The organism is Saccharothrix luteola (assembly GCF_020859565.1).
Taxonomy (GTDB): domain Bacteria; phylum Actinomycetota; class Actinomycetes; order Mycobacteriales; family Pseudonocardiaceae; genus Actinosynnema; species Actinosynnema luteola.
The window spans coordinates 260,353-286,376 of sequence record NZ_JAJHUO010000003.1; the positions used below are offsets into that span (position 1 = coordinate 260,353).

The following is a 26,024-nucleotide window of genomic DNA, read 5'->3' on the forward strand; positions in this document are numbered from 1 at the left end:
GCGCAACCCTAACGGCCCTCCGAGAGGCCGAACCGGACGTGCACCTTGCGCAGCCACGCCGGAGCCCACCAGTTGGCACGTCCCGCCAACCGCATCAGCGCGGGCACCAGCACGGCGCGCACGAAGGTCGCGTCGACGACGATCGCCACCGCCAGCCCCGCGCCCAGCATCTGCAGGTACATCACCCTGCCCGTGGTGTACGCGGCGAACGACAGGGCCAGGATCGCGGCGGCGGCCGTGATCAACGGCGCGCTGCGCTGGATCCCGGCGGTGACGGCGGCCCGGTCGTCACCGGTGCGGGCGTGCTCCTCGGCGATCCGGGACACCATGAACACCTCGTAGTCCATGGACAGGCCGTACGCGATGCAGAACATCAGGATCGGGATGCTCGGCTCGACCGCGCCGGTGGGCGTGAAGCCCAGTAGCGGCGCCAGGTTGCCCTCCTGGAAGCCCCACACCACCACGCCGAACATCACGGCCAGGCTGAGCAGGTTCAGCGCGGTCGCCTTGACCGGCAGCAGGACGCTGCCCGTCATCAGGAACAGCAGGACGAACGTGACCGCCAGGATCAGGCCCACCACCAGCGGCACCCGGTCGGTGAGGGCGTCGCGGAAGTCGGCGAGCTCGGCCGGGTAGCCGCCGACGAGGTAGTCCGGCTCCAGCGCGCGCACCCGCTCCACCAGTTCCGGCACGTCACCGGAGAGCGCTTCCTGGGACGGGATCGCCGACCACGTGGTGCCGTAGCCGTTGGTCGTGACGTCGACCTGCACGATGCCCGGCACGTCGCCGAGTCGCGCCGCGTAGTCGTCGTCTCCTCGGACGTCCTTGGCGATCACGCGGATGGCGTCGGTCTGCTCCTGGCCGAAGCCGGCCCGGATCTCCTCCTGCACCACCCGGCTGGACGCGTCCGGCGGCAGGATCCGGTCGTCGGGCAGGCCGAACCGCAGGCCCAGCACCGGCGCGGCGAGCAGGAGCAGCAACGCCAGCACCGCGCCGCCGACCAGCAGCGGGCGGTTCATCACCGCGTTCGCCGTCCGCGCCCAGAAACCGGTGGCGCGTTCCGCGGCCGGGTGCGGCTTCAGGCACGCCAGGGCCGCGGGCAGGATGGTGAGCGCGCCGAGCACGGACAGGCCGACCACCAGCACGCCCGCGTAGGCGAAGGAACGCAGGAACGGGAAGGGGAACAGCACCAGCATGGCCAGCGACGCGGCCACCGTGAGGCCGCTGAACAGGACCGTGCGGCCGGCCGTCGCGACCGCCCGTTCGACGGCTGCCGGCACGGTCGCGCCGCCCGCGAGCTCCTCGCGGTAGCGGGCGATGACGAACAGGCAGTAGTCCACCCCCAAGGCCAGGCCCATGACCAGCGTGATGTTCGCCGCGAACGTCGACACCTCGGTGAAGCGCGTGAGGCCGCGCAACGCGGCGAGCGTGCCCACCATGGCGAACAGCCCGATGCCGAGCGTGGTCAACGCCAGCGACACCCGCCGGTACAGCAGCACCAGCAGGAGCAGCACCACCGGCACGACGATCATCTCGGCGCGCAGGAAGTCCCGCGCGGCCTGGGCGCCGACCTGGCGGAACACCTCGTCCTGCCCGCCGACGCCCACCTCGATCACGTCGTCGGCGCGGGTGAACCGCTCGGAGAGCCCGGCGATGGCCGCCCGTGCCTCGGTGGCGCTGCCCGGCACCCGGGCCAGGATCAACGCCTGGCCGCCGTCCTCGGACCGCAGGGCGGGGCTGCGGCGGTCCCAGTAGGACTCGACCTGCCGCACGTCCGGCCCGAGCTCGGCGGCCAGCGCACGGGCCCGTTCGGCGGTCCGCGGGTCGTCCACGTCGCCGCCGCGTGCCGTGACGAGCAGGGTCAGGTTGGGGTTGCCGGTGCCGAACTCCTCGGCCAGCACCTCGGCCGCGCGCAGCGACTCCGTGCCGGGCGCCTCGAAGCGGGACAGCGACAGCGCCGACAACGCGCCGCTGCCCACGACGGCGGCGGCCACCGCGACGAGCGCGGCGACGATCAGGACCAAGCGTCGCCGGCGCACGGCGAAACGCCCCAGCAGGTGCACGGGGTTCTCCTCGACCAGGTGTCGCATAAAATGCGAGCGAGTGCTCGTGTTGTAAAAGTACGAGTGATTGCTCGTGTTTGTCAACGGGTGAGAAGGTGGTGCCCGTGGAGCCGAAGGTGGTGCGCCGGCAGGCGCGGGGCGAGCGGCGGATGGCCGAACTGCAGGACGCGGCGGCGGCCGTCTTCGCGGAGGTCGGCTACGAGGCCGCGACGACCAACGCCATCGCCGCGCGGGCGGGCGTGTCGCCGGGCACGCTGTACCAGTTCTACGGCAACAAGGAGGCCATCGCGCAGGCGTTGGCCGACCGGTACCTGGAGCAGCTGCGGTCGGCGCACGGCGCGTTGACGCCCGAGCACGCGCACCTGCCGCTGGACGAGCTGATCGACCGGATGGCGGGCCCGATGGTGGCGGTGAACGTGGCCAACCCCGGGTTCAAGGCCCTGTTCGGCCGGTCCGACCTGCCCGAGCGGCTGGCCGCGCCGACCAGGGCCGTGCACGCGGCGGTGTTCGGGCGGATCGACGCGGTGCTGGCCGCGCGCCGACCGGACCTGGCCGCCGCCGACCGCGCCCGCACCGCGCAGGTGACGATGCGGCTGTTCGGCGGGCTGATCCCGATGATCGTCTCGGCCGACGAGGGCGAGCGCCCGGTGTTGGTGGAGGAGCTGAAGAAGGTGCTGCGGGGCTACCTCGGGCCGATCGTGGGGTGATCCCGGCGCGGGCGTGAGGGGCGCCCCGGGTGTGGACGCCCCTCACGGTCTCGCGGGAACCGCTACTTCGGCGGCGGCGGGACCAGGCAGCTCACGGGAGCCGACTGGTTGCCCGAGGCGTCCACGCCGTAGACGAGCGCGTCGCCCTTGAGCGTGATGCGCCAGTCGATGTCACCGACGCCGGGCTTCTGGTTCGGCGTCGCGCCCGGGGCCTGCACCAGCTTGATCTTGGTGCCGCTCGGGAAACCGCCGAAGACCGCGGAGCTGGCGGAGTCGGAGACGTACAGCTGCGGGTTCGGGTCGACCGCGTCGGTCGCGGTCAGGACGAAGAACCCGTCCTCGTTGTCGGCGGGCGGCTCGTTGCCGCCGCCGGGGTTGTTGGTCGGCTGGCACGTCACGACCGGGGGAGTGGTGTCGACCCAGTCCTTCAGCACGTCGTCGCACACCTGGTGGCCCGCGGCGTGGGTGAAGCAGCCGCGGATCGAGTCCTGGCCGAGGCCCGCGAGGCCTTGCGCGGCCGGGTAGGTGAAGTCGACCGCGCCCGCGGCGGAGGTGTTGCCGTTGCCCGCACCGCCCGCGTTCGGGCCGCCGAGGATCGTGAAGTCGACCGGGACGTTCGCCACCGGGTCACCGAAGTCGTCGGTGACGGTCGCGGTCACGGTGTGCGTCTGGCCGGGCGTGCCCAGCTCGTTGACCTCGTGCTCGGGCTCCACGTCGATGGCCGCGGCGCACCCGCGCACGTTCACCGTCGGATTGCCGAACGTCACGACGTGGCCCTCGGCGTCGGTGTAGGCGACGGTCGGGTTGACCGCGAGCGCGCCGCCACCGGTGGCCGGGAGGTGCGTCGCGGTGAACGTCAGCGTCACCGTCTCGGTGCCGAGCTCGGCGATGGTCCAGGTGAGCTCGTTGCCGTTCTGGGCGACCGCGCCCTTGGACACCGCCGCGCCGCTGATCGAGAACTGCGGCGCCACCGTGTCGACCACGGTCACGTCGGTCGCCGCGGGCACCACGATGGCCGCGCCGATCGCCTCGAAGACCTCCTGCAGCTGGGCCGGGGTCGGCGCCTCGTAGTAGTGGTTGGCGTCGGGATCCGTGGTCCAGTCCCGGATCTCGGCCGAGTCGACGGAGCCGAGGCCGATGCCGAAGATCTCGGTGCCGGCGTTGCGCGCCGCCGCGGCCGCGGGGCTCGCGTCGGGACCCACGGTCGTCTGGCCGTCGGTCATGATGACCATGATCTTCTCGTTCGTGGGCGCCGAGCCGGCGAGCTGCGCCTGCCCGGTGGTGATGGCCGCCGAGTGGTTCGTGCCGCCGGACGCGACCAGCGCGTCGATGGCGGACTTGGCGGCGTTCGCGTCCGACGACAGCGGGGTGTCGACGGAGGCGCCGTCGGCGAAGCTGACCACGCCGATGCGGCTGCCGTTGGCGACCACGCCGTCCAGCGAGCCGTCGGTGGCCTCGTCGATGATGTCCACGAACGACTTGGCGGCGGCCTTCAGGTCGCCGATCGCGCCCTGCATGCTGCCGGACCGGTCGAGGACCAGTTCGATGTCGACCGGGTTGCCCGCGATGCCGGTCTCGGCGTCGAGCGTCACGGTGACCGGGACCGAACCGCCGCAGGCGATGTCCGTCGCACCCAGTGCCTTGGTGCCGGTGACGGTGCCTCCCGCGGCTACCGCGCCGGTGGTCGTGGCGAGTGGGGCCGCGAGTGCGGCCAACAGGATCGCGGTCACGCCGCAAGCCCGTCTTCGAGTGGTGATGTGCATTCTGATTCGCACCTCCTCGTGCGCGCCGACGAGACGTGAAATCCCCTCTGAAGTCACGTTCGCGCATTCCGTTGAAGCCGGGTAAGTCAGTCCCCGAACAGGTGCGGACCAGTGAAGATCCGACCGAATGACACTGCCGTGCGACTCGGAAGCGTCGGCATGGAAGAGGTTAAACGCAGATTTTGGCGAAGAGCAATCGGTTCACCCGATCGGTGCAATAAGAATCATCGGTCGTTTTCGATCTGCGGATCGTTACGGGCGAAACTTGAATTGTGACGACAATGCGCTGGCGATGCGTCCTCGGCCCGCGGCGTGCCTGGGACACGGCTGTCGTGCCCACGTACGACGCCTTCCACCCCGCAACCGGTTGAGCGATCGCTCCTACGTGCGGGGAGGCTCTACGCTTGCGCCATGAGGGCAGAACTCCACTGGCCCTACGTCCCGCCGGACGGCTGGACAGCGGCTGATCTCGACCACATCAGCCCGGACGGCCCTTGCGGAGAACTCGACGCGCTCAAGCGCATTGAGCTCATCGATGGAGAACTCCTGATCACGAGTCCGCAGACCGAGTTCCACATGCTGGTCGTCGACGGGCTGCGGAACGAGTTGCGTCGACAGGTGCCCGAGGGGTTCACCGCGGTCCGGGAGATGGATGTCGTGCTCGGTGAGAGGCATCGGCCCTGCCCGGACGTGTCGGTGGTCAAGAAGATCACCCGCGACTTGGACCGCACGTACTACGAGCCGGACGACGTGCTGCTGGTCGTCGAGGTCGTGTCGAAGTCGTCCGAGATCCGTGACCGCGAGACGAAACCGCGGCGGTACGCGCAGGCCGGGATCAAGCACTTCTGGCGTGTGGAGAACGGCGATGGCCTGCCCGTCGTCTACGTCTACGAGTTGGACCCGGCGACCGCCACCTACGCGCTCACCGGCATCTTCCACGACCGCCTCAAGACGACCGTGCCGTTCCCGGTGGACGTCGCCTTGGACGCGCTGGTCCGCTGAACGGCGACAGGGCCGCCCACCCACAGGTGGACGGCCCCGTCGCGTGACGCCTACTGGCTGCGGACCATCTTGCGCAGCACGTACTGCATGATGCCGCCGTTGCGGTAGTAGTCGGCCTCACCCGGCGTGTCGATGCGGACCACCGCGTCGAACTCCACCTTCGAGCCGTCCGCCTTCGTCGCCACCACGTGCACCGTGCGCGGCGTGTCGCCGTCGTTCAGCGCGGTGATGCCGGTGAAGTCGAAGGTCTCCGTGCCGTCCAGGCCGAGCGACGCCGCCGTCTCGCCCTGGGGGAACTGCAGCGGCAGGACGCCCATGCCGATCAGGTTCGACCGGTGGATGCGCTCGAACGACTCGGCGATCACGGCGCGCACGCCGAGCAGCGAGGTGCCCTTCGCGGCCCAGTCGCGCGACGAGCCCGAGCCGTACTCCTTGCCCGCCAGCACGACCAGCGGGACGCCCGCCGCGGCGTAGGCCTCGGACGCGTCGTAGATCGTGGTCTGCGGCGCGCCCTCCTCCAGGAAGTTGCGGGTGAACCCGCCCTGCACGTCGTCCAGCAGCAGGTTGCGCAGCCGGATGTTGGCGAACGTGCCCCGGATCATCACCTCGTGGTTGCCGCGCCGGGAACCGTAGGAGTTGAAGTCCTTGCGCTCGACGCCGTGCTCGGTCAGGTACTTGCCCGCGGGCGAGTCGGCCTTGATCGCGCCGGCGGGCGAGATGTGGTCGGTGGTGACCGAGTCGCCGAGCAGCGCCAGCACGCGCGCCCCGCCGATCTCCGTCACCGGGGCCGGCTCCATCTGCATGCCCTCGAAGTACGGCGGCTTGCGCACGTACGTCGACTGCGGGTCCCACTCGAACGTCTTGCCGGTCGGCGTGGGCAGCGACTGCCAGCGCTGGTCGCCGGCGAACACGTCGGCGTAGCCCTTGGTGAAGCCCTCCGGCGAGATCGCCGACGCGACGACCTCGGAGATCTCCTGCGGCGACGGCCAGATGTCGGCCAGGTACACCGGCTTGCCGTCCTGGTCCGTGCCGAGCGGCTCGGTGGTGATGTCCTTGTCCATCGAACCGGCCAGCGCGTACGCCACCACGAGCGGCGGGGACGCGAGGTAGTTCATCTTGATGTCCGGGTTGATCCGGCCCTCGAAGTTCCGGTTGCCCGACAGCACCGACACCGCGGCCAGGTCGCCCTGGTTGATGCCCGCCGAGATCTCGTCCTGCAACGGGCCCGAGTTGCCGATGCACGTGGTGCAGCCGTAGCCGACCAGGTGGAAGCCCAGCTTCTCCAGGTACGGCAGCAGCCCGGCGCGCTCGTAGTAGTCCATGACGACCTTGGAGCCCGGCGCGAGGGTCGTCTTGACCCACGGCTTGCGCTCCAGGCCCTTCTCCACGGCCTTCTTCGCCAGCAGCGCCGCGCCGAGCATCACCGACGGGTTCGACGTGTTGGTGCACGACGTGATCGCGGCGATCGCCACCGCGCCGTGGTCCAGCTCGAACTCCGCGCCGTCCAGCGTGACCTTGACCGGCTTGGACGGCCGGCCCTCCGCGCCCTCGGCGGCGGACTGGAACACGTGCGGCTTGCCGCCCGCGTCACCGTTGCTCAGCGCGGGCGAGTCGCTGGCCGGGAACGACTCCTCGGACGCCTCGTCGACCGGCGAGTTGTCCACGCCGTCGGTGTGCGCGACGTAGGAGCCGAGCGCCTGCCGGAACGCCTCCTTGGCGTTGGTCAGCTCGATGCGGTCCTGCGGGCGCTTGGGGCCGGCGATCGACGGCACGACCGTCGACAGGTCCAGCTCCAGCGTCTCGGAGTACACCGGCTCGGCGGCCGGGTCGTGCCACAGGCCCTGCTCCTTGGCGTAGGCCTCGACCAGCGCCAGCTGCTCGGCGGAACGGCCGGTCAGCTTCAGGTAGTCGATGGTCTCGCCGTCGATCGGGAAGATCGCGCAGGTCGAGCCGAACTCCGGGCTCATGTTGCCGATGGTGGCGCGGTTGGCCAGCGGCACCGCGCCGACGCCCGAGCCGTAGAACTCGACGAACTTGCCGACCACGCCGTGCTTGCGCAGCATCTCGGTGATCGTGAGCACCAGGTCGGTCGCGGTCGCGCCGGCGGGCAGCTCGCCGTGCAGCTTGAAGCCGACCACGCGCGGGATCAGCATGGAGACCGGCTGGCCGAGCATGGCGGCCTCGGCCTCGATGCCGCCGACGCCCCAGCCGAGCACGCCGATGCCGTTGACCATGGTGGTGTGGCTGTCGGTGCCGACCAGCGTGTCCGGGTAGGCCTGGCCGCCGCGGACCATGACCACGCGCGCCAGGTGCTCGATGTTCACCTGGTGCACGATGCCGGTGCCGGGCGGGACGACCTTGAACTCGTCGAACGCGGTCTGGCCCCAGCGCAGGAACTGGTAGCGCTCCTTGTTGCGCTGGTACTCCAGGTCCACGTTCAGCTCGAACGCGTCCGGCCGGCCGAAGATGTCGGCGATCACCGAGTGGTCGATGACCAGCTCGGCGGGCGCCAGCGGGTTGACCTTCGTCGGGTCGCCGCCGAGCTGGGTGACGGCCTCGCGCATGGTGGCCAGGTCGACCACGCACGGCACACCGGTGAAGTCCTGCATGACCACGCGGGAGGGCGTGAACTGGATCTCGGTGTCCGGCTCGGACGAAGGATCCCAGCTGCCCAGCGCACGCACGTGGTCGGCGGTGATGTTCGCGCCGTCCTCGGTCCGCAGGAGGTTCTCCAGCAGGATCTTCAAGCTGTACGGCAGGCGCTCGGCGCCGTCGACCGCGCTCAGCCGGAACACCTCGTACGAGGCGTCGCCGACGGTGAGCGTGCCGCGGGCGCCGAAGCTGTCCTTGCTCGCTGGTGCAGTCACGTGAAACTCCATCTGGTGACGCGCAAAGTCGGTAGGGGAACTACTGCCGAGTCTCCCGCACCCGCGGGTGCGATGCCCTCTCACCCCAAACAGTACGCGTGTCCTGTATTCCGCTTCAACCCGGCCCTACCTTGGTCGGGGCATCATCACACCCGTGGTGCGTCTTGATCGAATCGGCAAGCGCTACGGCCGCGGCCCGTGGGTGTTGCGCGACGTCACGCTCGCCGTGGAGCCGGGTGACGTGGTGGTGCTGCGCGGCGGCAACGGTGCGGGCAAGTCGACCCTCCTGCGCGTCGCGGCGGGCGTGACCGCGCCGACGAGCGGCCGGGTGAGCCGGGGCGCGTCGGTCGGGTACGCACCGGAGCGGTTCCCGACCGGGGTGAAGCTGTCCGCCCGCGACTACCTGCGCCACCTCGCCGCCGTGCGCGGTGTGCCGGTGCGGTGGGAGCTGGTGGAGGCCCTCGGGTTCGTCGGCGACCCGGACGCGCCGATGGCCACGCTGTCGAAGGGCAACACGCAGAAGGTCGCGCTGGCGCAGGCGCTGCACGCGACGGACCTGCTGGTGCTGGACGAGCCGTGGTCCGGGCTGGACGCCGCCGCGGGCGCGGTGCTCGGCGAGCTGGTGACGTCGTCGCGGGCCGCCGTCGTGCTGACCGACCACCACGGGCACGACTTGCCGGGCGCCCGCGAGGTGGCGCTCGGCGCGGTCCGACCCGGTGGCGTGGTGATCGAGCTCGACCGGGTGGGGGAGTCGTTGGCGCTGATCAGCGCACTGGAAGGGGTGTCCTCGGCGCACGAGGTCGGCGACGGCGCGCGGGTCGAGGTGCGGGCGGGGTTCAGCGACGGCGTGCTGGCCGAGGCGCTGCGGCTCGGCTGCTCGGTGCGGAGCGTGCGGTCGTGACGGCGCTGGTGCGGTACCTGCTGGTCGACGTGCTGCGCACGCAGCGCTGGCTGCCGCCGCTGCTGCTGCACGTGGCCGTGCTCGGGATGCTCTACGCGTCGGACGCCGGGCCGCCGCTGCCCGCGTACGCCGGCACGTGCGTGCTGGTCTACCCGGTGTCGGTGTGGCTGACGGTGGTCATCGCGACCGCGGAGGACCCGGTGCGGCGGACGATGACCGTGGTGACCGCCGGGGGCTGGGCCCGCGCGCAGGCCGCCGTGACCGCGTTGGCCGTGCTCGGGGCGCTGGGCGTGGCCCTGGTCGCCGCGGTGGCGCCGGTCCTGACGCAACCCCGCCCGTACCCGCTCGGCACGGTGGCGCAGGGTTTCGGCGGGTTGGCGGTGTGCGCGCTGGTCGGCGTGGGCGTCGGCGTGCTGTGCAGCCGGCCGGTGATCACGCAGGCCGGCTGGTCGGTGCTCGCCGCGACGGCGCTGGTCGTGCTGGTGTTCCTGTTCGGCCGCACCCCGCCCGTCGGCAACGTGCTGTGGGCGCTGTCCCACGACGACGGCGTCCCGTCCGCGCTGGCGCTCTCGGGGCTGGTCGCGGTGCTGTTCGTGGCCGGCGCGACCTGGCTCGGCACGGCGGTGGGCCCTCGGCGCGGCTAGGGCCTGTTTCACAAGTCTCGTTCGATGAGAGTCGCGCCGGAGGTGGTTCCTGGCGGTGCGGCCGGACGGGCCGCATACCGCTGTTGTATGTGGCCCGTCCGGCCGTGCCCCCGGGGGCCGCCTCAGGCCCGACTATCGCGAACACGGACTTGTGAAACAGGCCCTAGTGTTCGTGGCCGTCACCACTGTCTGCGGACCGCGGCCTTGACGCCGGTCACCAGGCTCGCCGGCGGCACGTCGTCGGCCACGACCGCTCCGGCGGCGATCACTGCGTCACGCCCGATGGTGACGCCGGGCAGGATCGTCGCGCCGGCGCCGATCCACACGTTCTCCGCCACGTCGATGGGCCCACCGCTGAGCCACCCCCGTCGCTCCTCGGGGTCGACCGGGTGACCGACGGTGATGAAGGTGGCCTTCGGCCCGACCATCACGCGCTCGCCGAGGCGGATGCCGGCGTAGTCGAGGAACGTGCAGTTCTGGTTGACGAACACGCGTTCCGCGAGCTCCAGGCGGAGGCCGTGGTCGGTGTAGAAGGGCGGGTGGATCGTGACCCTGTCCGGCAGCGGCCGGCCGAGGATCGCGGCGAACAGCTCGGCCTTGCCCGCTTCGTCCTCGAACGGCAGGACGTTGAGGTGGGAGGTGAGCTCGGTGGCCCGCAGGACCCGCTCGGACATGGCGCGGAACTCGGCGCTGTGGATGCGCACGAGGCGGTCATCGCGCATGACTGGGTCACTTCCTCATCGTGGTGTCGTGCGTGAGTGCCCAGGACGGGCGCCAGACGGTCCCGGGCGGCGTGGGCAGGCCGTGGAGGTGGTCGATGATCGGCCGGAGTCCGGGGTGCGGGTTCGTGCCCGGGAGCAGGAGGGAGAGCGGGTAGGCGATCGTCGGCTCGGCGATCGGGATGCGGCGCAGGTCGTAGTGCGTCGGCCAGGTGTAGCGGTCGCGCGCGCCGATGAGGGTCGCCACGTCCGCGGAGTCCGCGAGGGTGTCCTGGAGGACTTCGTTGCCGAAGTTCGGGCCCGCCGCGTCGAGGCGGAGGTCGAAGTCGGTGGTGAGCTGGTCGTAGAACTCCGACCACTCGCTGCGCGGCGCGATGCCCGGCACCCAGATCCGGTGCTCGCGCAGCCGGGCCGGCGTCAGGACGCGTGCGGAGGCGAGAGGGTGCCTGGGGCCGACGAGGAGTTCCAGCGGCGAGTCGAACGCGTGGATCATCCGGACGTCGGGCGGCAGCGCGGCCCGGTCGGTGATCGTGCGGAAGGAGGCGTCGACCTCACCCGCCTCGACCGCGGCGACCGCCAGGCGTGGGTCGTCGACCCTGAGGGTCACCACGTCGAGGTTGGTGCCGGGATGTGAGCGCCAGTAGTCGTGCAGGACGACGGCCTGCGCGCTGCGCAGCCCGAGGACGTCGACCCGGAGGGCCCGGGAGCCGGGCCGGACCGCCGTGACGGCGCGGTCGACGCCGATGACGATGCTGCGCGCGTGCGGCAGGAACGCCTGGCCGTCGAGCGTCAACTCGACCCCGCGTGCGGTGCGGGTGAACAGGTTGACCCCCAGCTCGCGCTCCAACGAAGCAACCCGCTTCGAGACCGCCTGCTGCGTGACGCCCAACTCCACCGCGGCGAGCCGCAACTGCCCGACCTCGGCCGCCCTCACGAACGACCGCAGTGCTTCCGTATCCACCGCTTGAGCCTATGGACGTGCAACCGATCGTTGTGGGTGGGCGGGAGCGGGTTGTGTCGTCGCACTTCGGCGCGGTCGGCCGGCTCCCTCACCCAACGTCCGGTTGTCGGTGCCGGAACTGCGCCCAGCGCTCTCCACAGGGCTTCCGCAGGTGCAGCGAGTCTCCGTGGGGGCGGGGTTCGGCGGGACGCCGCAAGTCTCCGCGGAGCTCGGGGGCCGGAATTGTCGTACACCGCCGGCAAAATAAAAGCAGGGGTCCCCTTGGCGGGGACCCCTGCGGAGCGGTTCGGTGGTGCGGATCGACCTACTTGATCGCCTTGATCAGTTCGTCGATGTCCTTCGGCTCCAGGCCGCGCATCAGCGTCAGGAACAGCTCGCTGTACGTGCGGAACGGGCTGACGTACCACTTGCCGTCGACCTCGGTGGCGACCACGCCGACGCCGTCCTTCAGCACCTGCGCGCCGATCCGGGCGATCACGTCGACCGCGGCCGGCGGGATGTTCCGGCCGCCCTGCTGCTCGACCAGCTGCGCGAGCTCGTCCGCGCACAGCTGCTGCGTCTGGCCCTGGACCGTGGCGCTGTAGCAGTCACCGTCCCGGCTGACCTCGACGGTCTCGCCCTCGGCCTCGACGACCAGCTTGCGGATCGTGACCAGCTTGCCGCCGGAGACGTCCTTCGAGTCCGTCTCCAGCTCGATCAGCTTCGCGCCCGAGGCGGACGTCTTGCCCATCTGGTCCAGGATGACCGGGCCGACGTCCTGCAGCACACCCATCTCGTCCGGCGGCAGCAGCGCGATGACGCCCTCGACGTCACCGTCGAGCGCCTTCTCGACCATCTGCTTCGCGGCGTCGTTCGCCGAACCCGCGCCGGCCGGCGCGATGCCCTGGGCGGGCCACTTCAGGTCTTCCTGCTCCAGCGCGGCGTTCGCGATGGTGTAGAAGAGGCTCGGGTACCACTCGTCGCCGACCTTGATCGTGGCGATGCCGATCGGCTTGCCGTCGCGGTCGGCCTTCTCCTTGGCGAAGTCGATCGTGTCGGTCTCCGTGCCGGCCTTGTCCAGCTGCGCGCCGAGCGCGTCGACCAGCTTGTCGGTCAACGGCACCTGCTTGACGTCCGAGGTGATCGTGATCTTGCCCTCGACCACCTTGTTGATCGTCAGGCGGTCGTTGACCTTCTCCGCGGCGGCGTCGTCGAACTTGATGCCCTCGCTCTTGATCTGGACGCCGCTGAGCTTGTTCGGGTCCGCGTCCTTCTTCAGGATCTCCAGCCGCTTGGCCTCGCTGATCGTGGCCTCGGTGTAGTCCTTGCTGAGCTTCGCCTCGGCGGGCGCCAGACCGTTCATGATGCCCAGGACGTCACCGCTGCCCAGCGCGCTGAGCAGGTTGTTCGCCGCGGTGGACGGGCTCTCGGCGCCGGCGGCCACGTCGTCGGAGCTGCGCAGCGCCCACACCGTGGCGACCGTGCCGGCGGCCAGCGCGAGGACGGCCACGATGGCGGTGATCACCAGGCCGGTGCGCTTCTTCTTCGGCGGCTCGCCACCCGAGAAGCCGGACGGCCCCTGGCCGTAGGGCTGGCCGAACTCCTGCTGGTAACCCTGCTGCGGGAAGCCCTGCGGACCCGTCTGCGGGTAGCCCTGCTGCGGCTGGGGCCCGGCCTGCGGGTAGCCGCCCTGCTGCGGGTACCCGCCCTGCTGGTAGCCACCCTGTTGGGGGTAGCCGCCCTGCTGCGGGCCCTGCTGCTGCGGGTAGCCCCCCTGCTGCGGCTGGCCGTACGGGTTGTTCTGCGGTGGCCATTCGCCTCCGCCGCCACCTGGGTACGTCACGGTGCTCCTCCTGGAGTGCTGATCGCTGTGCGGGATTTCGCGGTGAGCACGGTGATCGCCCCGGCGATCCCCAGCACAGCACCACCGAGGGTGGTCACCGGTCCGGTCAGGCTGATCCCGACCAGTGCCGCCTCGTTGCCCCCTTGGACGGCGGCAAGTGCCGCCACCGTTCCCGCAATCGTGCCAAACACCAGTGCGAGCCATGCCGCGATCCGGTGAAAACGCACCGCCCAAAGCACCACGCAGCACACCGCCAAGGGGGTGAGTGCCACCCACGCGCCGCGCACGACCTCGCCCGGCACACCGTCCAACCCGGCGAAACCACGCAGAGCGAGCACCTCGTAACTCGTCCTCGTGACCGTGCCCGAGCGCAGCCAGGGCAGGAAGAAACCCGTCACGGCTGTGACCAAACCGATAACTCCGAGCACCGCGCCCGTCCAGCGTCTGATTGTCGGCTCCCCCGACGGTGTCCCGCGCACGACCACATGCTCGCAGGCGTGTGGGACGGTGGTGGCATGAGTGCACGGGACGTGATGGCCTTCGCGCGGCGCATCACCGCGCTCACCGGCGCGGGCGTTTCGCTGGAGTCGGGGGTCGTGCGGTTCCGGTTCGACGCGGCGGCGTTCCTGACGTCGGCGCGCGTGCGGCGGGAGGCGTGGGAGTCCTGGCTGGACGATCCGATGTGGACGGCCGAGCCGAACGCCGCGCACCGCGCGTTGGCCGGGTTGCAGCGCGCCGGGCGGGTGCGGTCGTTGCTGACGCAGAACGTCGACGGCCTGCACCAGCGGGCCGGGTCCGAGGTGGTCGAGCTGCACGGGTCGATGTCACGTGTGGTGTGCGTCTCATGCGGCGCCGTCGGCGCGATGGGCGACGCGCTGGCGCGGGTTCGCGGCGGCGAGGTCCCCCCGGACTGCACGGTGTGCGGCGGGGTGCTCCGGCCGGCGGCGGTCGCGTTCGGCGAGCCCCTGCACGACGACGTGCTGCGCGCGGCGCGGCTGGCGGTGCTGGACTGCGACGTGATGCTGGTGGCCGGCACGTCGCTCATGGTCGAGCCGGCCGCGCGGTTGGTGCCGCTGGCGGCGAAGGCCGGCGCGTCGGTGGTGATCTGCGCCCTGGACCCGACGCCGTACGACTCGCTGGCTGCGGCGGTGGTGCGCGAGTCGGCCGCGTCGGCGCTGCCCGAGCTGGCCGCCGTGCCCGTGGTGGCGAACGGCCCGATCCGCACGTGGGGCGACCCGAGCACCTGGTGAAGCACCCGTTCGTGCCGCTCAACCACCCGTACGTGGGCGCATCGCGGTGCAAGGGTGACCGCATGGGGAGTCAACAATCACCGATCAACCTCCGTGACGCGGTCGTGGTGCCGGGGTTGGTCGACGAGTTGGACGTGCGCTGGCGCGCCGACCAGTTCAGCGCCCACGACGAGGGCCACGGCTGGCGGTTCCGGCCGAGGGGCGAGCACCTGGTGTGCTTGGGCGGGCAGGAGTTCCGGCTCGACAACCTCCACTTCCACCGGCCGAGCGAGCACTGGGTGCGCGGCCGGTCGCGTGGCGCGGAGATGCACGCCGTCCACGTAAGGGCGGACGAAGCGCTGCGGGCGTGCGTGGTGGCGGTGTTCGTGGACCTCGGCGAGCCGGGCCCGTCGGAGGCGAAGCCGCCCAGCGGCATCGACCTGCCCGCGCTCTTCCCGGGCGGCGGCTTCCACCGCTACGAGGGCTCGCTGACCACGGGGGAGTTCGACGAGATCGTCAGCTGGGTCGTGATGAACAAGTCGGTCCAGGTGGACGACCCGGCCCTGCGCGCGTTCATCCGCACGCACGCCGACCACCCCCGCCCGGTGCAGCCGGTGAACCGGAGGTTCGTGCTGGCGACCGGGTGAGGCGGGAGGTAGCCGGGGCGGTGGCGGGTTAATAAGGTCACCTCGTATGCGCGTACCCCTGACTGTCGCCGATTTCCTCCACCGGGCGGAGCAGGTCTTCGCCGACACCACGGCCTCCGTCGACGAGCCCGTCCAGCCCGCCGCGCCCGTGCCGAGGTCGACCTACGGCGAGTTCGCCACCCGCGTCCGCGCCTGGCAGGCCGGGTTCGACGCGCTCGGCCTCGGCGAGGGCGACCGGGTCGCCGTGGTCAGCCACAACTCGGCCCGGCTGCTCGAACTGCTGCACGCGGTGCCCGCCACCGGCCGCATCGCGGTGCCGGTGAACTTCCGGCTGCGACCCGACGAGGTGTCCTACATCGTCGAGCACAGCGGCGCGTCCGCGCTGCTCGTCGACCCCGAGCTGGAGCTGGACGGCGTCACCGCGCGGCACCGCTTCGTGCTCGGCGAGCAGACCGAGACCGAGCTGATGCGCTTCGACACCGAGCCGCGGCCCTGGCGCGAGCCGGACGAGGACGCCACCGCCACGATCAACTACACCTCCGGCACGACCGCCCGGCCCAAGGGCGTCCAGATGACCCACCGCAACATCTGGATCAACGCCGTCACGTTCGCCATGCACGCCCGCGTCTGGGAGCGCGACGTGTACATGCACGTCCTCCCGATGTTCCACTGCAACGGCTGGGGCATGCCCTACGGCCTGGCCGGGCTCGGCGTGCCGCAGGTCGTGCTGCGCAAGGTCGACGGCGCGGAGATCCTCACCCGGGTCCGCGACCACGGCGTCACGCTGATGTGCGGCGCGCCCGCCGTGTGGAACGCCGTGCTGGACGCCGCGCAGGACTGGGACGGCGAGATCCCCGGCCGTGACCGGGTCCGGATCATCTGCGCGGGCGCGCCGCCGCCCAGCCGCACCATCGCCCGCATGGGCGAGGAGCTCGGCTGGGAGTTCCTGCAGCTCTACGGCCTGACGGAGACCTCGCCGCTGCTGACCTTCAACCGCACCCGACCGGCCGACGACGAGCTGCCGCCGGCGGAACGGGCGCGCAAGCTCTCCCGGGCCGGCGCGCCGGGGCTCGGCGTGCGGCTGAAGGTGTCCGACACCGGCGAGGTGCTGGCCCGCGGGAACGTCGTCATGGCCGGCTACTGGGAGAACCCCGAGGCCAGCGCCCAGGCGTTGGAGGACGGCTGGTTCCACACCGGCGACGGTGGCGAGCTGGACGACGAGGGCCACCTGACGATCTCCGACCGCAAGAAGGACGTGATCATCACCGGCGGCGAGAACGTGTCGTCCATCGAGGTGGAGGACGCCCTGTTCGGCCACCCCGCGGTGGCCGAGGCGGCGGTCATCGGCGTGCCGCACGACAAGTGGGGCGAGACGATCAAGGCGCTGGTCGTGCGGGCCGAGGGCGCGGAGGTGACGGAGGCGGAGCTGATCGCGCACTGCAAGGCCCGGCTCGCCGGCTACAAGGCGCCGACGTCGGTCGAGTTCCGCGACGCCATCCCGCGCACCGCCACCGGCAAGGTGCAGAAGTTCAAGCTCCGCGAGCCGTACTGGGCCGACCTCGACCGCAAGGTCAACTGACCCGGCCGGGGGAAGTTCCCCGCGTCCGCTGTGACCCATGTGGCTGAAGTTCAGGCTGGGTCGAGTGGAAGCAGTGAGGCACGAGTGGCAGAGTCGGCCTGCATGGCGCCGTTCGGCGTAATGCCGATCGGCCGAGTGCGCGGGGAGGGCGGCAGTCGTGACTCGATGGGCGATCGTGATCGCGTTGACCACCGCGGTGGGGCTGGGCGGCACGGCGCACGCCACGCCGCCACCGCCGCCCAACCCCAGCGACGCCGAGATCAGCGCCGGCCGGCAGCAGGCCGACGCCAAGGCGGCCCACGTCGGTGAGCTGACCGGTCGGCTCACCGACGCCGAGGCGCGCCTGCGCGACCTTACCGACGAGGTCGCGTTCAAGCTGGAACTGGCCAACAAGGCGCGGGTCGACCTGGACACCGCCCAGGGCGAGGCGGACCGGGCGCGCCGGGACGCCGACGCGGCGCGGGTCGAGGCCGACGCCGCCGCCCGGGCCGTCGAGGACGCCCGCGTGCGGCTGGACGAGTTCGCCGCCGCCAGCTTCGAGCAGGGCAGCCTGGTCGGCTCGGTCTCGGCCTACTTCGGCGCGACCAGCCCGCAGGACCTGCTCGCGCGCGCGCAGCTGCTCCAGGCCGTCAGCGAGTCGAGCCTCGACGCCCTGGACGACGTCGAGCGCACCCGCGCCGAGCAGGCGAACAAGGACTCCGCCGCGCGTGCCGCGCTCGACTTGGCGGACCGGACGCAGGCCGCCGCGGACCAGGCCAAGCGGGACGCCGACGCGGCGCAGGCCACCGCCGTGCAGGCGCAGCAGGGCCAGGCCGCCGCCGCGCGCAGCATCCAGGACGACAAGGCACGCGTGGAGGGCGAGCTGAACCAGGCGCTGACCGCGGTCGAAGGGCTGGAGGACCAACGCGCCCAGTACGACCGGTGGCTGGTGGACAAGCGCCGCCAGGACGAGGAAGCCGCACGCCTGGCCGCCCTCGCCGCCGCGGCGGCGCCCCAGGCGCCACGACCGCCGACGGTCGCGGCGCCGAGCGGCCACGGTGTGGAGACCGTCGTCACCCGCGCGCTGCAGCAGCTCGGCGTGCGGTACTCGTGGGGCGGCGGCAACTACCACGGCCCGACCGTCGGCATCCGCGACGGCGGCGTCGGCGACGCGCACGGCGACTACTACAGCGTCGGCTTCGACTGCTCCGGGCTGATGATGTACGCGTTCGCGGGCGTCGGCGTCTACCTGCCGCACTACAGCGGCTACCAGTACCACGCGGGCCGCAAGGTGCCGCTCGCCCAGGCGCGGCGCGGCGACATGCTGTTCTGGGGGCCGAACGGCGGCACGCACGTCGCGCTCTACCTCGGCGACGGCATGATGGTCGAGGCGCCGTACTCCGGCTCGCACGTCCGCGTCGCCCCGGTCCGCTACGGCGGGATCATGCCGTACGCCACGCGCCTGCTGTAGCCGTCGCCGGTCACCCGCGCACCCGGGTCAACGCCGGTCGCCGACGGGTTCCAGCCGCAGCTCGCGGACCTCCTCGCGCAGCGCCCTGATCTCCTCCAGCAGCACGTCGTCGGACGCGCCGGGCCGCGGTGAGGCCTCGGACTCCATCGCGCTGCACACCACCGCGATGAACAGGTTCAGCATGGTGAACGTGCCGACCAGCAGGTAGAGCACGAAGAAGATCCAGGCCAGCGGCTGGGTGACCATCAGGTCGCGCATCACGTCCGACCAGCCGTCGCCGGTGGTGAGCTGGAACAGCGTCAGGACGGTCGCGCCGAGGTCGCCGAACCGGGGATCGCCGCCGGCGCGGAACAGGTTGACGGCGACCACGCTGCCCACGTACAGCATCAGCACCAGCAGCCCGGACAGCGACAGCAGGCCCGGGACCGACTTCACCAGCGCGGTCACCACGCGGCGCATGCTCGGCACCATCGCGACCAGGCGCAACGCGCGCAGGATGCGCAGGGCCCGGATCACCGACAGCGGACCGGCCGCTGGGAGCAGGGAGACGCCGACGACCACGAAGTCGAAGACGTTCCACGGGTCGCGGAAGAACCGGGGGCCGTGCGCGTACAGCCGCGCGGCCAGTTCCAGCACGAAGATCGCCAGGGCGGTGCGGTCCAGCACGTCGAACACGTCGCCGTAGGACGCGACCAGTGCCGTCGACGTCTCGCAGCCGAGGGTGACCGCGTTGACCACGATCACCGCGATGACCATCCGCTGGAAGCGCCTGCCGTCCACGACATCGCGGACGCGGTCGCGCAAAGCCATGCCGAACTCCTCCTGCACGCGTCGGGGATCTTGCTCGATCGAGCACCGCCCCATCGGCGGGTCGGCCGTACGGCTTGAGGGAATTCACCTGGTCGAGCGGAAGAAATCCGATTTCGCGCGGGTGTAGTCGTCGTAGTCGTCGTCTCCGGCATGTGCTTCCGCCGCACGGAGTTTCGCGGCCTCGTACGCTTTCCGCACGGCCGGGTCGGCGCGCAGCCGGTCGCGGAAGTCGATCGTCCGCCGACGCCAGGGGTTGCCGAGCTGCCGCACGTGCAGGATCGCGGTCTCCGCCGGGTCGGGGCGGACGTAGAGCCGTTTGCGGTACCGCTCCGGCGGCACCTCCGGGTCGGTGTGCCAGTCGTGGGTCACGCCGGGGGAGTCGGGGCGGGCGCCCGCGGCCGCGCGGAAGCCCAGCGCGGTCATCGCGCGGTCGAGCGCGTCGGGGTCGGGCAACGCGGTCACGCCGAGCTGGAGGTCGACGAACCGCTTGGCGCGCAACCCCGGCACGGCGGTCGAGCCGATGTGCTCGTAGCTCCACGACGGCTCGGCGAGGTGCGCGCGCAGCCGGTCGAGCAGGCGGCGCGCGACGACGGGCAGCCGCGGGTCGTGCTCCTCCAGCACGGGCGGTGTGCGCGGTGGCGGGTCGATGCCCGCGAACCGGCGCGCGAACGGTGCGATCCGCTCGGACCACAGCGCGTCCACCCGGCCGGGACCGTCCACCACGACGTCCGCCCGCGGGTCCTCGACACCGCTCACGACGAGCGCGGCGGGCCCGGGCGGCTCGGCCACGGTCACCAACCCCGTCACGTCCAGCGCGCGCAACCGGTCCGCGACGGCCGGCGCGGACACCACTTCGACGAGCAGTCGCCGTTCATCCATGCGCCCATGATGGCGCGGACCCCGGAACCCGGGGCCCGCGCTCCGCGTCAGCGGTCCATCAAGGCGAACACGCCCCAGCCCAGGTACTCGCGCTGGTAGCGCGCGTACCGGGCCGGTCCGGCCGCGAGTTCGGCGCGCATCGCGGGCGCCAACTCGTCGTCCGGGTTCTCGTCGAGCCAACGGCGGGTGTTGAGCCACTGCGCCGCGACGTAGCGGTCCCAGCTGTCCTGGTCGGCCAGCACCATCTCGACCACGTCGCAGCCCAACCCGTCGAACTGCGCCAGGAGCCCCGGCAGCGACAGGTAGTCGTCCCGGTTGCTCGCGTGGCTGCCTTCCACGGCGGCCTGGTCGGGCGGGTCGAGTCGCCAGAACGGGTGCCCGATCAGCAGCAGGCCGCCGGGGCGCAGGCTGCGCCGCAGCAGCTCCACCGTGCCGGGCACGCCGTCGCCGATCCACGCCGCGCCGACGCACGCGGCGATGTCCACCGGCTCGTCGGCCACGTGGCCCGAGGCGTCGCCGTGCACGAACTCCAGCCGGTCGGCCACACCCAGTTCGACCGCCCTGGCTTTCGCCGAGGCGAGGAACGTCGGGCTGAGGTCGACGCCCGTGCCGGTCAGCCCGTGGTCACGGGCCCAGGTGCACAGCATCTCGCCCGAACCGCAGGCGAGGTCGAGCACGCGCCACCCGGGTTCCGGGCGCAGCGCCCGCCCGAGGACGGCCAACTTGGCGTCGTCGAGCGGGTTGTGGATGCGGTGGGTGCTTTCACGGATGGTGAAACCACGGGGTATGTCCACTTCCGGTCCTCACGTCCAGGGGAAAGGTCGGCGTGATCGGCCGCTCGGCGGCCGTGGCCCGGACGGGCATGCAATGCACCTCGTTCGCACTGGTGAGGATGGACGGCGGCGAGGTTAGGCAGGACCGCGGGCGTTGTCCACCGGTTTATCCCTGCCCGTCTCACTTGGTTTGTCCACTGTGGACTACGGGTGGATATGAACCCTATTCGGCACCATCGCGGAATTGTGACCCTGAAAATGCGGAGAAATGCTCCTGATCACCCGAATGCGCGGCCCGGATTCGGTAGCGTCAGTGGTCTGAGGGAGGAAGTCAAGTCCAGGGGGGACCATGACGGCCGGCCGCTTGATTCTCGACGACGGCGAATTGACCTATCACAGACGTGGCGAGGGGCCGCCGGTCGTGCTGCTGCACGCCGGTGGGCTCGGGGGCGCCATGTGGGACCGCCAGTTCGACCTGCTGGCGCGGGACCACACCGTGGTCCGGTACGACGCGAGGGGGCACGGCGAGTCGTCGCCGATCACCGGCCCCTACTCGCACCACGAAGACCTGAGGGACCTGCTGGACGTGCTGGACCTCGACCGGCCGGTGCTGGTCGGCCTGTCGCTCGGCGCCCGCACCGCGATCGACTTCGCGGTCGCCCACCCCGACCGGGTGGCCGACCTGGTGCTGGTCGGGCCGGGCGTCAGCGGGATGAAGTTCGAGGACCCGTTCATCCTGGACCAGCTCACGCGGATCCGGGCGGCCACCACCGTGGACGAGGTCGCGGAGTGCGTGCTGCGGATGTGGGTCGACGGTCCGCACCGGTCGCCGGACGAGGTCGACCCGGCGGTGCGGGAGCTGTGCCGCGCCCTGACCGTCCACGCCGTGTCGAGCGGCGTGTTCACGACCATGCCGGACGAGGTGCACGCCGTGGACCGGCTGGGCGAGCTCACCGCGCGGACGCTCGTCGTCGTCGGCGACCTCGACTCCTCGGACATCCGCGCGGTGGCCGATCTCGTGCTCGCCTCCGCGCCGCGCGCGGAGCAGGTCGTCGTCGAGGGCGCCGCCCACCTGGTGAACCTCGACCGGCCGGACGAGTTCGACCGCGCCCTGCTGCGGTTCCTCAGCGCGTCGCGATGAACGGCGGCTTCCACCAGGCGGTGCTCGACCGGGCCGACGCCGCGGTGCTGGTGGTCGACCCGAGCGACCTGGGCGTGCGGTGGGCGTCCCCGGCCGCCCGGCGGTTGTTCGGCGCCGCGTCCGGCCTGCTGCCCGACCTGGTGGCGAACGGCGACTCGGCGGCGGTCGGCACGTTCCTCCAAGCGGCGGGCCGCGCGGGCGCGTCGCGGCTGACGTGCGCGGTGCCCGTGGAGGGCTCCGTGCACCGCAGGGTCGACCTGATCGCCCGCGACCTGAGCGAGGACCCGGACGTGCGCGGCCTGGTGGTGGTCGCGCTCGACGTCACGGGCTGGGCGGAGACGGCCGACGAGCTGGGCAGCAGGCTCAACACCGACGCGTTGACGGGCCTGGTGAACCGCACCGGGTTCCTGCCGCGGCTGGAGCAGGCCGTGCGCGGCGCGCCGGGTCCGGTGCTGGTGTTCCTCGACCTCGACCAGTTCAAGGACGTCAACGACCGCCACGGGCACGCGGCGGGTGACCACGTGCTGCGCCTGGTCGCGTCCCGGCTGGCCGCGGTGGTGGCCGGCCGCGGCACGGCGGCCAGGCTCGGCGGCGACGAGTTCGTCGTGCTGCTCGACGAGCTGGACGAGCAGCAGGCGATCGCCGCGGCGCAGGAGATCCTGACCGTCATCGCCACACCGATCACGTTGGACGAAGGCGTGATCCGGGTGTCGGTGTCGGCGGGCATCACGTTCGTCCGGCCCGGTCACGGCGCGGAGGACCTGCTGCACCAGGCGGATCTGGCCATGTACCGGGCGAAGACGATCGGCCCGGTGGGCGTCGCCGTCTACGACCAGGACCTGGAGGACTGGGCGCTGGCGCGCAAGCACCAGGTCGACCGGCTCGCCGAACGGCTGGAGGAGCTGCACGCGGAGAACCGCGCGCTGGCCGAGGCGGCGACCATCGACCAGCGCACGGGCCTGCCGAACCCGGCGACGTTCGACGTCGACCACGCCCGCCGCAACCGCGCCGGCGAGCCGTACAGCCTGCTGCTGGTCGACATCGACCGCTTCCACAGCTACAACACGCTCTACCGCTACCTGGCCGGGCACGAGACGCTGCGCAAGGTCGCCGAGGCCATCGACCGCACCACCCGCGCGGGTGATCGCGCCTACCGGTACGGGGGCGAGGAGTTCACCGTGCTGCTGCCGGGCACGCGGCTGGCCGGCGCGCTGGCGTCCGGCGAGCGGATCAGGCAGGCGGTGGAGCGGCTCGGGCTGGAGCACCGGGGCAACACGGGCGGCGTGGTGACGGTGTCGATCGGCGCGGTGGAGGTCGCGCCGGGCGCGTCCGTCACCGACGCGGTGGAGGAGGCCAGCGTGGCGGTGCTGGAGGCCAAGGACGCGGGCCGCAACCGGGTGGTGGGCCGCCGTGCCGGTGGCTGAGCCGCCCTCACCCGCCTGGGGTTGGCGTGGTCCGTTCAGCCCAGCCGATGACTACTGTACGTAGAGAAAGAGCTCGAATTCATGTCCGATCGATGAAATCATCTGGACTAACGTCATGAACGTGGTGACGCTGGGTCAGGGTTGAGTGTGAACCACGATTCGCTGCGGCACTTCTCCGACGGCCTGTCCACGCTGGTGCTGGCCTACGTCGTCTCCGTCATCGGCTCGCTGATCGGCCTGGCCTGCATGGCCCGCGCCCAGGGCGAGCCGACCCGTGCCACCAAGGCGCGCTGGACCGTGTTCGGCGCGTTCGCCATCGGTGGCGTCGCGATCTGGCTGATGCACTTCATCGCCATGCTCGGCTTCGACGTGCCCGGCGCCTCGATCAAGTACTCCGTGCCGCTGACCGCGTTGTCCGCGGTGGTGGCGATCGGCGTGGTCGGCCTCGGGCTGTCGCTGGTGACGCTCGTCCGGTTCACCAGGATGCGGCTGCTCGTCGCCGGCACGCTGGCCGGGCTGGGCGTGGCGGGCATGCACTACCTGGGCATGTCGGCCATCCGGTTCCGCGGCGGGATCACCTACGACCCGGCGCTCGTGGTGGTGTCCTGCGCGATCGCGGTGGTGGCGGCGACCGCCGCGTTCTGGTTCACCCTGGTCGTCAAGACCGGCGTGGCCAGGGTCGCGGCGGGGTTGATCATGGGCGTGGCGGTCACCGGCATGCACTACACCGGCATGGCCGCGGTGCGGGTCACGACCGACCCGACGATGGCCTCGCCGCAGGGCACCGCCGTGTTCGACCTGGTGTTCCCGGTGTTCGTGACCAGCGCCCTGGTGGTGGCGGCACTGCTGTGGATGCTCTTCACCGCCGACGACGAGGTGGTGGGGGAGACCGCGTAGGCACGGCTACGGTGGGCCGCGTGGCGTGGTCGGCGGTGGTTCTGGCGGGTGGTCGGGGCAGCAGGTTGGGCGGCGTGGACAAGGCGTCGGTAGTGGTCGACGGCCGCACGTTGCTCGCCCATGTGCTGGACGCGGTCGCGCTCGCGCGGCGCACCGTCGTCGTCGGCCCGCGCAAGGACGACGTGCCCGGCGTGACGTGGGCGCGGGAGGACCCGCCCGGCGGCGGGCCGGTCGCGGGGCTGGCCGCCGGACTCGCGCACGTCGCGACCGACCTGGTGGTGGTGCTCGCGGTGGACCAGCCGGGCATCACCCGGTCCACTGTGGACCGGCTGCTCGCGGCCGTCGGCGACGTCGGCGCGGTCCTCGTGGACGAGGAGGGGCGGTCGCAGTGGCTCGCCGGGGCGTGGCGCACCGGGTCGTTGCGCGCAGCCGTGCCCGCCGACCCGCGCGACGTCTCGATGCGCTCGGTCCTCGGGCCGCTGAACCCGGTGGCCGTCGCCGCGGGGCCGGGCGAGGCGCGCGACGTGGACACCCCGCGCGATCTGTCCCCCTGACGGGCGACCAAGATCGGGTGAAATGGGCGTGAGCTGCATCGCTGCCCGTTTCCCGGGTCGGACCCCTTCACAAGAGCCACACCGTCGGCAGGGGAGACTGGGCACAGTCGCACAACCCTGTCGAGGAGGACCTTTGTCCGAGCCCGCCGCCGAGGCGTCCCACACGCCGGCTCGTGACGCCCAGTTGCTCGAACGCACCGTGTTCGAGGTCAAGCGGGTGATCGTCGGTCAGGACCGGCTGGTCGAGCGGATGCTCGTCGGCCTGCTGGCCAAGGGCCACCTGCTGCTGGAGGGCGTGCCCGGCGTGGCCAAGACGCTGGCCGTCGAGACGTTCGCGAACGTCGTCGGCGGCTCGTTCTCCCGCGTCCAGTTCACCCCCGACCTGGTGCCCGCCGACATCCTCGGCACCCGCATCTACCGCCAGGGCAGCGAGAGCTTCGACGTCGAGCTCGGCCCCGTGGTCGCCAACTTCGTCCTCGCCGACGAGATCAACCGCGCGCCCGCCAAGGTGCAGTCGGCGATGCTCGAGGTGATGGCCGAGCGGCACGTGTCCATCGGCGGCAAGACGTTCCCGATGCCCACCCCGTTCCTGGTCCTGGCCACCCAGAACCCGATCGAGAACGAGGGCGTCTACCCCCTGCCCGAGGCGCAGCGCGACCGGTTCCTGTTCAAGATCCAGGTCGAGTACCCGACGGCCGAGGAGGAGCGGGAGATCGTCTACCGGATGGGCGTCGAGCCGCCGGTGCCCAGCCAGGTGCTCGGCCCGGACGAGCTGGTCCGCCTCCAGGGCGTGGCCTCCCGGGTCTTCGTGCACCACGCGCTGGTCGACTACGTGGTGCGGCTGGTCATCGCGACCCGCGCGCCCAAGGAGCACCAGCTCACCGACGTGGCCGGGTGGGTCGCCTACGGCGCCTCGCCGCGCGCCAGCCTCGGCATCATCGCCGCCGCCCGCGCCCTGGCGCTGGTGCGCGGGCGTGACTACGTGCTGCCTCAGGACGTCGTGGACGTGGTGCCGGACGTGCTGCGCCACCGCCTCGTGCTGTCCTACGACGCGCTGGCCGACGGCGTTCCGCTGGACCACATCATCACCCGCGTGCTCCAGACCGTGCCGCTGCCGCAGGTCTCCGCACGTCCGCAGACGCCGCAGCCCGCGGGCAGGCCGTGACCGAGCCGGACCCGCAGGTCGCCGACC

At 71.7% G+C, this 26,024-nt stretch carries 23 protein-coding genes; 13 read left to right on the forward strand and 10 right to left on the reverse strand.

Going from position 1 to position 26,024, the window contains the following annotated elements; all coding sequences use genetic code 11:
• Window positions 1–8: 8 nt before the first annotated feature.
• On the reverse strand, window positions 9–2,090 hold the full coding sequence (locus LNK82_RS04600; protein WP_230565658.1) for an MMPL family transporter: 2,082 nt from the start codon (window positions 2,088–2,090) through the stop codon (window positions 9–11).
• A 77-nt stretch (window positions 2,091–2,167) separates the two neighbouring features.
• On the opposite strand from LNK82_RS04600, the gene LNK82_RS04605 reads away from it, so the two are divergent.
• Window positions 2,168–2,770 (forward strand): TetR/AcrR family transcriptional regulator, encoded by a 603-nt coding sequence (locus LNK82_RS04605; RefSeq protein WP_230565659.1) that lies wholly within the window; start codon window positions 2,168–2,170, stop codon window positions 2,768–2,770.
• Window positions 2,771–2,832: 62 nt separating this feature from the next.
• Here LNK82_RS04605 and LNK82_RS04610 read toward each other — a convergent pair whose 3' ends face one another.
• Complete coding sequence (locus tag LNK82_RS04610) at window positions 2,833–4,500, reverse strand: vWA domain-containing protein (RefSeq protein WP_230565660.1); 1,668 nt, start codon at window positions 4,498–4,500, stop codon at window positions 2,833–2,835.
• A 444-nt stretch (window positions 4,501–4,944) separates the two neighbouring features.
• On the opposite strand from LNK82_RS04610, the gene LNK82_RS04615 reads away from it, so the two are divergent.
• Complete coding sequence (locus LNK82_RS04615) at window positions 4,945–5,535, forward strand: Uma2 family endonuclease (RefSeq protein ID WP_230565661.1); 591 nt, start codon at window positions 4,945–4,947, stop codon at window positions 5,533–5,535.
• A gap of 50 nt (window positions 5,536–5,585) precedes the next feature.
• Here the strand turns inward: LNK82_RS04615 and LNK82_RS04620 are convergent, their stop codons facing one another.
• Window positions 5,586–8,402 (reverse strand): aconitate hydratase, encoded by a 2,817-nt coding sequence (locus LNK82_RS04620; protein WP_230565662.1) that lies wholly within the window; start codon window positions 8,400–8,402, stop codon window positions 5,586–5,588.
• 157 nt (window positions 8,403–8,559) lie between these two features.
• Here LNK82_RS04620 and LNK82_RS04625 point away from each other — a divergent pair, with 157 nt between their 5' ends.
• Window positions 8,560–9,303, forward strand: a complete 744-nt coding sequence (locus tag LNK82_RS04625; RefSeq protein ID WP_230565663.1) for an ABC transporter ATP-binding protein — start codon at window positions 8,560–8,562, stop codon at window positions 9,301–9,303.
• A complete protein-coding gene (locus LNK82_RS04630) occupies window positions 9,300–9,947 on the forward strand; it encodes a hypothetical protein (protein ID WP_230565664.1) in 648 nt (215 codons plus the stop codon). The genes LNK82_RS04625 and LNK82_RS04630 overlap by 4 nt, the downstream gene beginning before the upstream one ends.
• Window positions 9,948–10,126: 179 nt before the next feature.
• Here the strand turns inward: LNK82_RS04630 and LNK82_RS04635 are convergent, their stop codons facing one another.
• The 4 genes from LNK82_RS04635 to LNK82_RS04650 form a co-directional block, all read right to left on the reverse strand.
• Complete coding sequence (locus LNK82_RS04635) at window positions 10,127–10,669, reverse strand: DapH/DapD/GlmU-related protein (protein ID WP_230565665.1); 543 nt, start codon at window positions 10,667–10,669, stop codon at window positions 10,127–10,129.
• Window positions 10,670–10,676: 7 nt separating this feature from the next.
• On the reverse strand, window positions 10,677–11,627 hold the full coding sequence (locus tag LNK82_RS04640) for a LysR family transcriptional regulator (protein ID WP_230565666.1): 951 nt from the start codon (window positions 11,625–11,627) through the stop codon (window positions 10,677–10,679).
• 304 nt (window positions 11,628–11,931) lie between these two features.
• A complete protein-coding gene (locus tag LNK82_RS04645; RefSeq protein ID WP_230565667.1) occupies window positions 11,932–13,449 on the reverse strand; it encodes a flagellar basal body protein FliL in 1,518 nt (505 codons plus the stop codon).
• Window positions 13,446–13,847 (reverse strand): hypothetical protein, encoded by a 402-nt coding sequence (locus LNK82_RS04650; protein ID WP_148089054.1) that lies wholly within the window; start codon window positions 13,845–13,847, stop codon window positions 13,446–13,448. The genes LNK82_RS04645 and LNK82_RS04650 overlap by 4 nt, the downstream gene beginning before the upstream one ends.
• Window positions 13,848–13,964: 117 nt before the next feature.
• On the opposite strand from LNK82_RS04650, the gene LNK82_RS04655 reads away from it, so the two are divergent.
• The 4 genes from LNK82_RS04655 (at window position 13,965) to LNK82_RS04670 (ending at window position 18,354) form a co-directional block, all read left to right on the forward strand.
• Window positions 13,965–14,699: an SIR2 family NAD-dependent protein deacylase gene (locus tag LNK82_RS04655; protein WP_230565668.1), complete on the forward strand. Its 735-nt coding sequence runs from the start codon at window positions 13,965–13,967 to the stop codon at window positions 14,697–14,699.
• 62 nt (window positions 14,700–14,761) lie between these two features.
• Complete coding sequence (locus tag LNK82_RS04660) at window positions 14,762–15,325, forward strand: carbonic anhydrase family protein (protein ID WP_230565669.1); 564 nt, start codon at window positions 14,762–14,764, stop codon at window positions 15,323–15,325.
• Between the two features lie 46 nt (window positions 15,326–15,371).
• The gene (locus LNK82_RS04665) at window positions 15,372–16,904 is read left to right on the forward strand and encodes an AMP-binding protein (RefSeq protein ID WP_230565670.1); all 1,533 of its coding nucleotides are present in this window, start codon (window positions 15,372–15,374) and stop codon (window positions 16,902–16,904) included.
• Window positions 16,905–17,061: 157 nt separating this feature from the next.
• The gene (locus LNK82_RS04670; protein WP_230565671.1) at window positions 17,062–18,354 is read left to right on the forward strand and encodes an NlpC/P60 family protein; all 1,293 of its coding nucleotides are present in this window, start codon (window positions 17,062–17,064) and stop codon (window positions 18,352–18,354) included.
• A gap of 27 nt (window positions 18,355–18,381) precedes the next feature.
• Here LNK82_RS04670 and LNK82_RS04675 read toward each other — a convergent pair whose 3' ends face one another.
• From LNK82_RS04675 to LNK82_RS04685, 3 genes are all read right to left on the reverse strand, one after another.
• Window positions 18,382–19,164 carry an ion transporter gene (locus tag LNK82_RS04675; RefSeq protein WP_230565672.1) on the reverse strand — a complete coding sequence of 261 codons (783 nt, stop codon included), beginning with the start codon at window positions 19,162–19,164 and terminating at the stop codon, window positions 18,382–18,384.
• 84 nt (window positions 19,165–19,248) lie between these two features.
• On the reverse strand, window positions 19,249–20,043 hold the full coding sequence (locus LNK82_RS04680; protein ID WP_230565673.1) for a GrpB family protein: 795 nt from the start codon (window positions 20,041–20,043) through the stop codon (window positions 19,249–19,251).
• A gap of 47 nt (window positions 20,044–20,090) precedes the next feature.
• Entirely contained in the window at window positions 20,091–20,837 is a 747-nt protein-coding gene (locus LNK82_RS04685) for an SAM-dependent methyltransferase (RefSeq protein WP_230565674.1), read from the reverse strand.
• A 328-nt stretch (window positions 20,838–21,165) separates the two neighbouring features.
• Between LNK82_RS04685 and LNK82_RS04690 the strand changes: the two genes are divergently transcribed.
• From LNK82_RS04690 to LNK82_RS04710, 5 genes are all read left to right on the forward strand, one after another.
• Window positions 21,166–21,957 carry an alpha/beta fold hydrolase gene (locus LNK82_RS04690; protein ID WP_230565675.1) on the forward strand — a complete coding sequence of 264 codons (792 nt, stop codon included), beginning with the start codon at window positions 21,166–21,168 and terminating at the stop codon, window positions 21,955–21,957.
• Complete coding sequence (locus LNK82_RS04695) at window positions 21,954–23,381, forward strand: sensor domain-containing diguanylate cyclase (RefSeq protein WP_230565676.1); 1,428 nt, start codon at window positions 21,954–21,956, stop codon at window positions 23,379–23,381. The genes LNK82_RS04690 and LNK82_RS04695 overlap by 4 nt, the downstream gene beginning before the upstream one ends.
• Window positions 23,382–23,528: 147 nt before the next feature.
• On the forward strand, window positions 23,529–24,278 hold the full coding sequence (locus LNK82_RS04700) for an MHYT domain-containing protein (RefSeq protein ID WP_230565677.1): 750 nt from the start codon (window positions 23,529–23,531) through the stop codon (window positions 24,276–24,278).
• Between the two features lie 20 nt (window positions 24,279–24,298).
• Window positions 24,299–24,832, forward strand: a complete 534-nt coding sequence (gene mobA, locus LNK82_RS04705) for a molybdenum cofactor guanylyltransferase (protein ID WP_230565678.1) — start codon at window positions 24,299–24,301, stop codon at window positions 24,830–24,832.
• A gap of 133 nt (window positions 24,833–24,965) precedes the next feature.
• Entirely contained in the window at window positions 24,966–25,997 is a 1,032-nt protein-coding gene (locus tag LNK82_RS04710) for an AAA family ATPase (protein ID WP_230565679.1), read from the forward strand.
• Window positions 25,998–26,024: the final 27 nt, after the last annotated feature.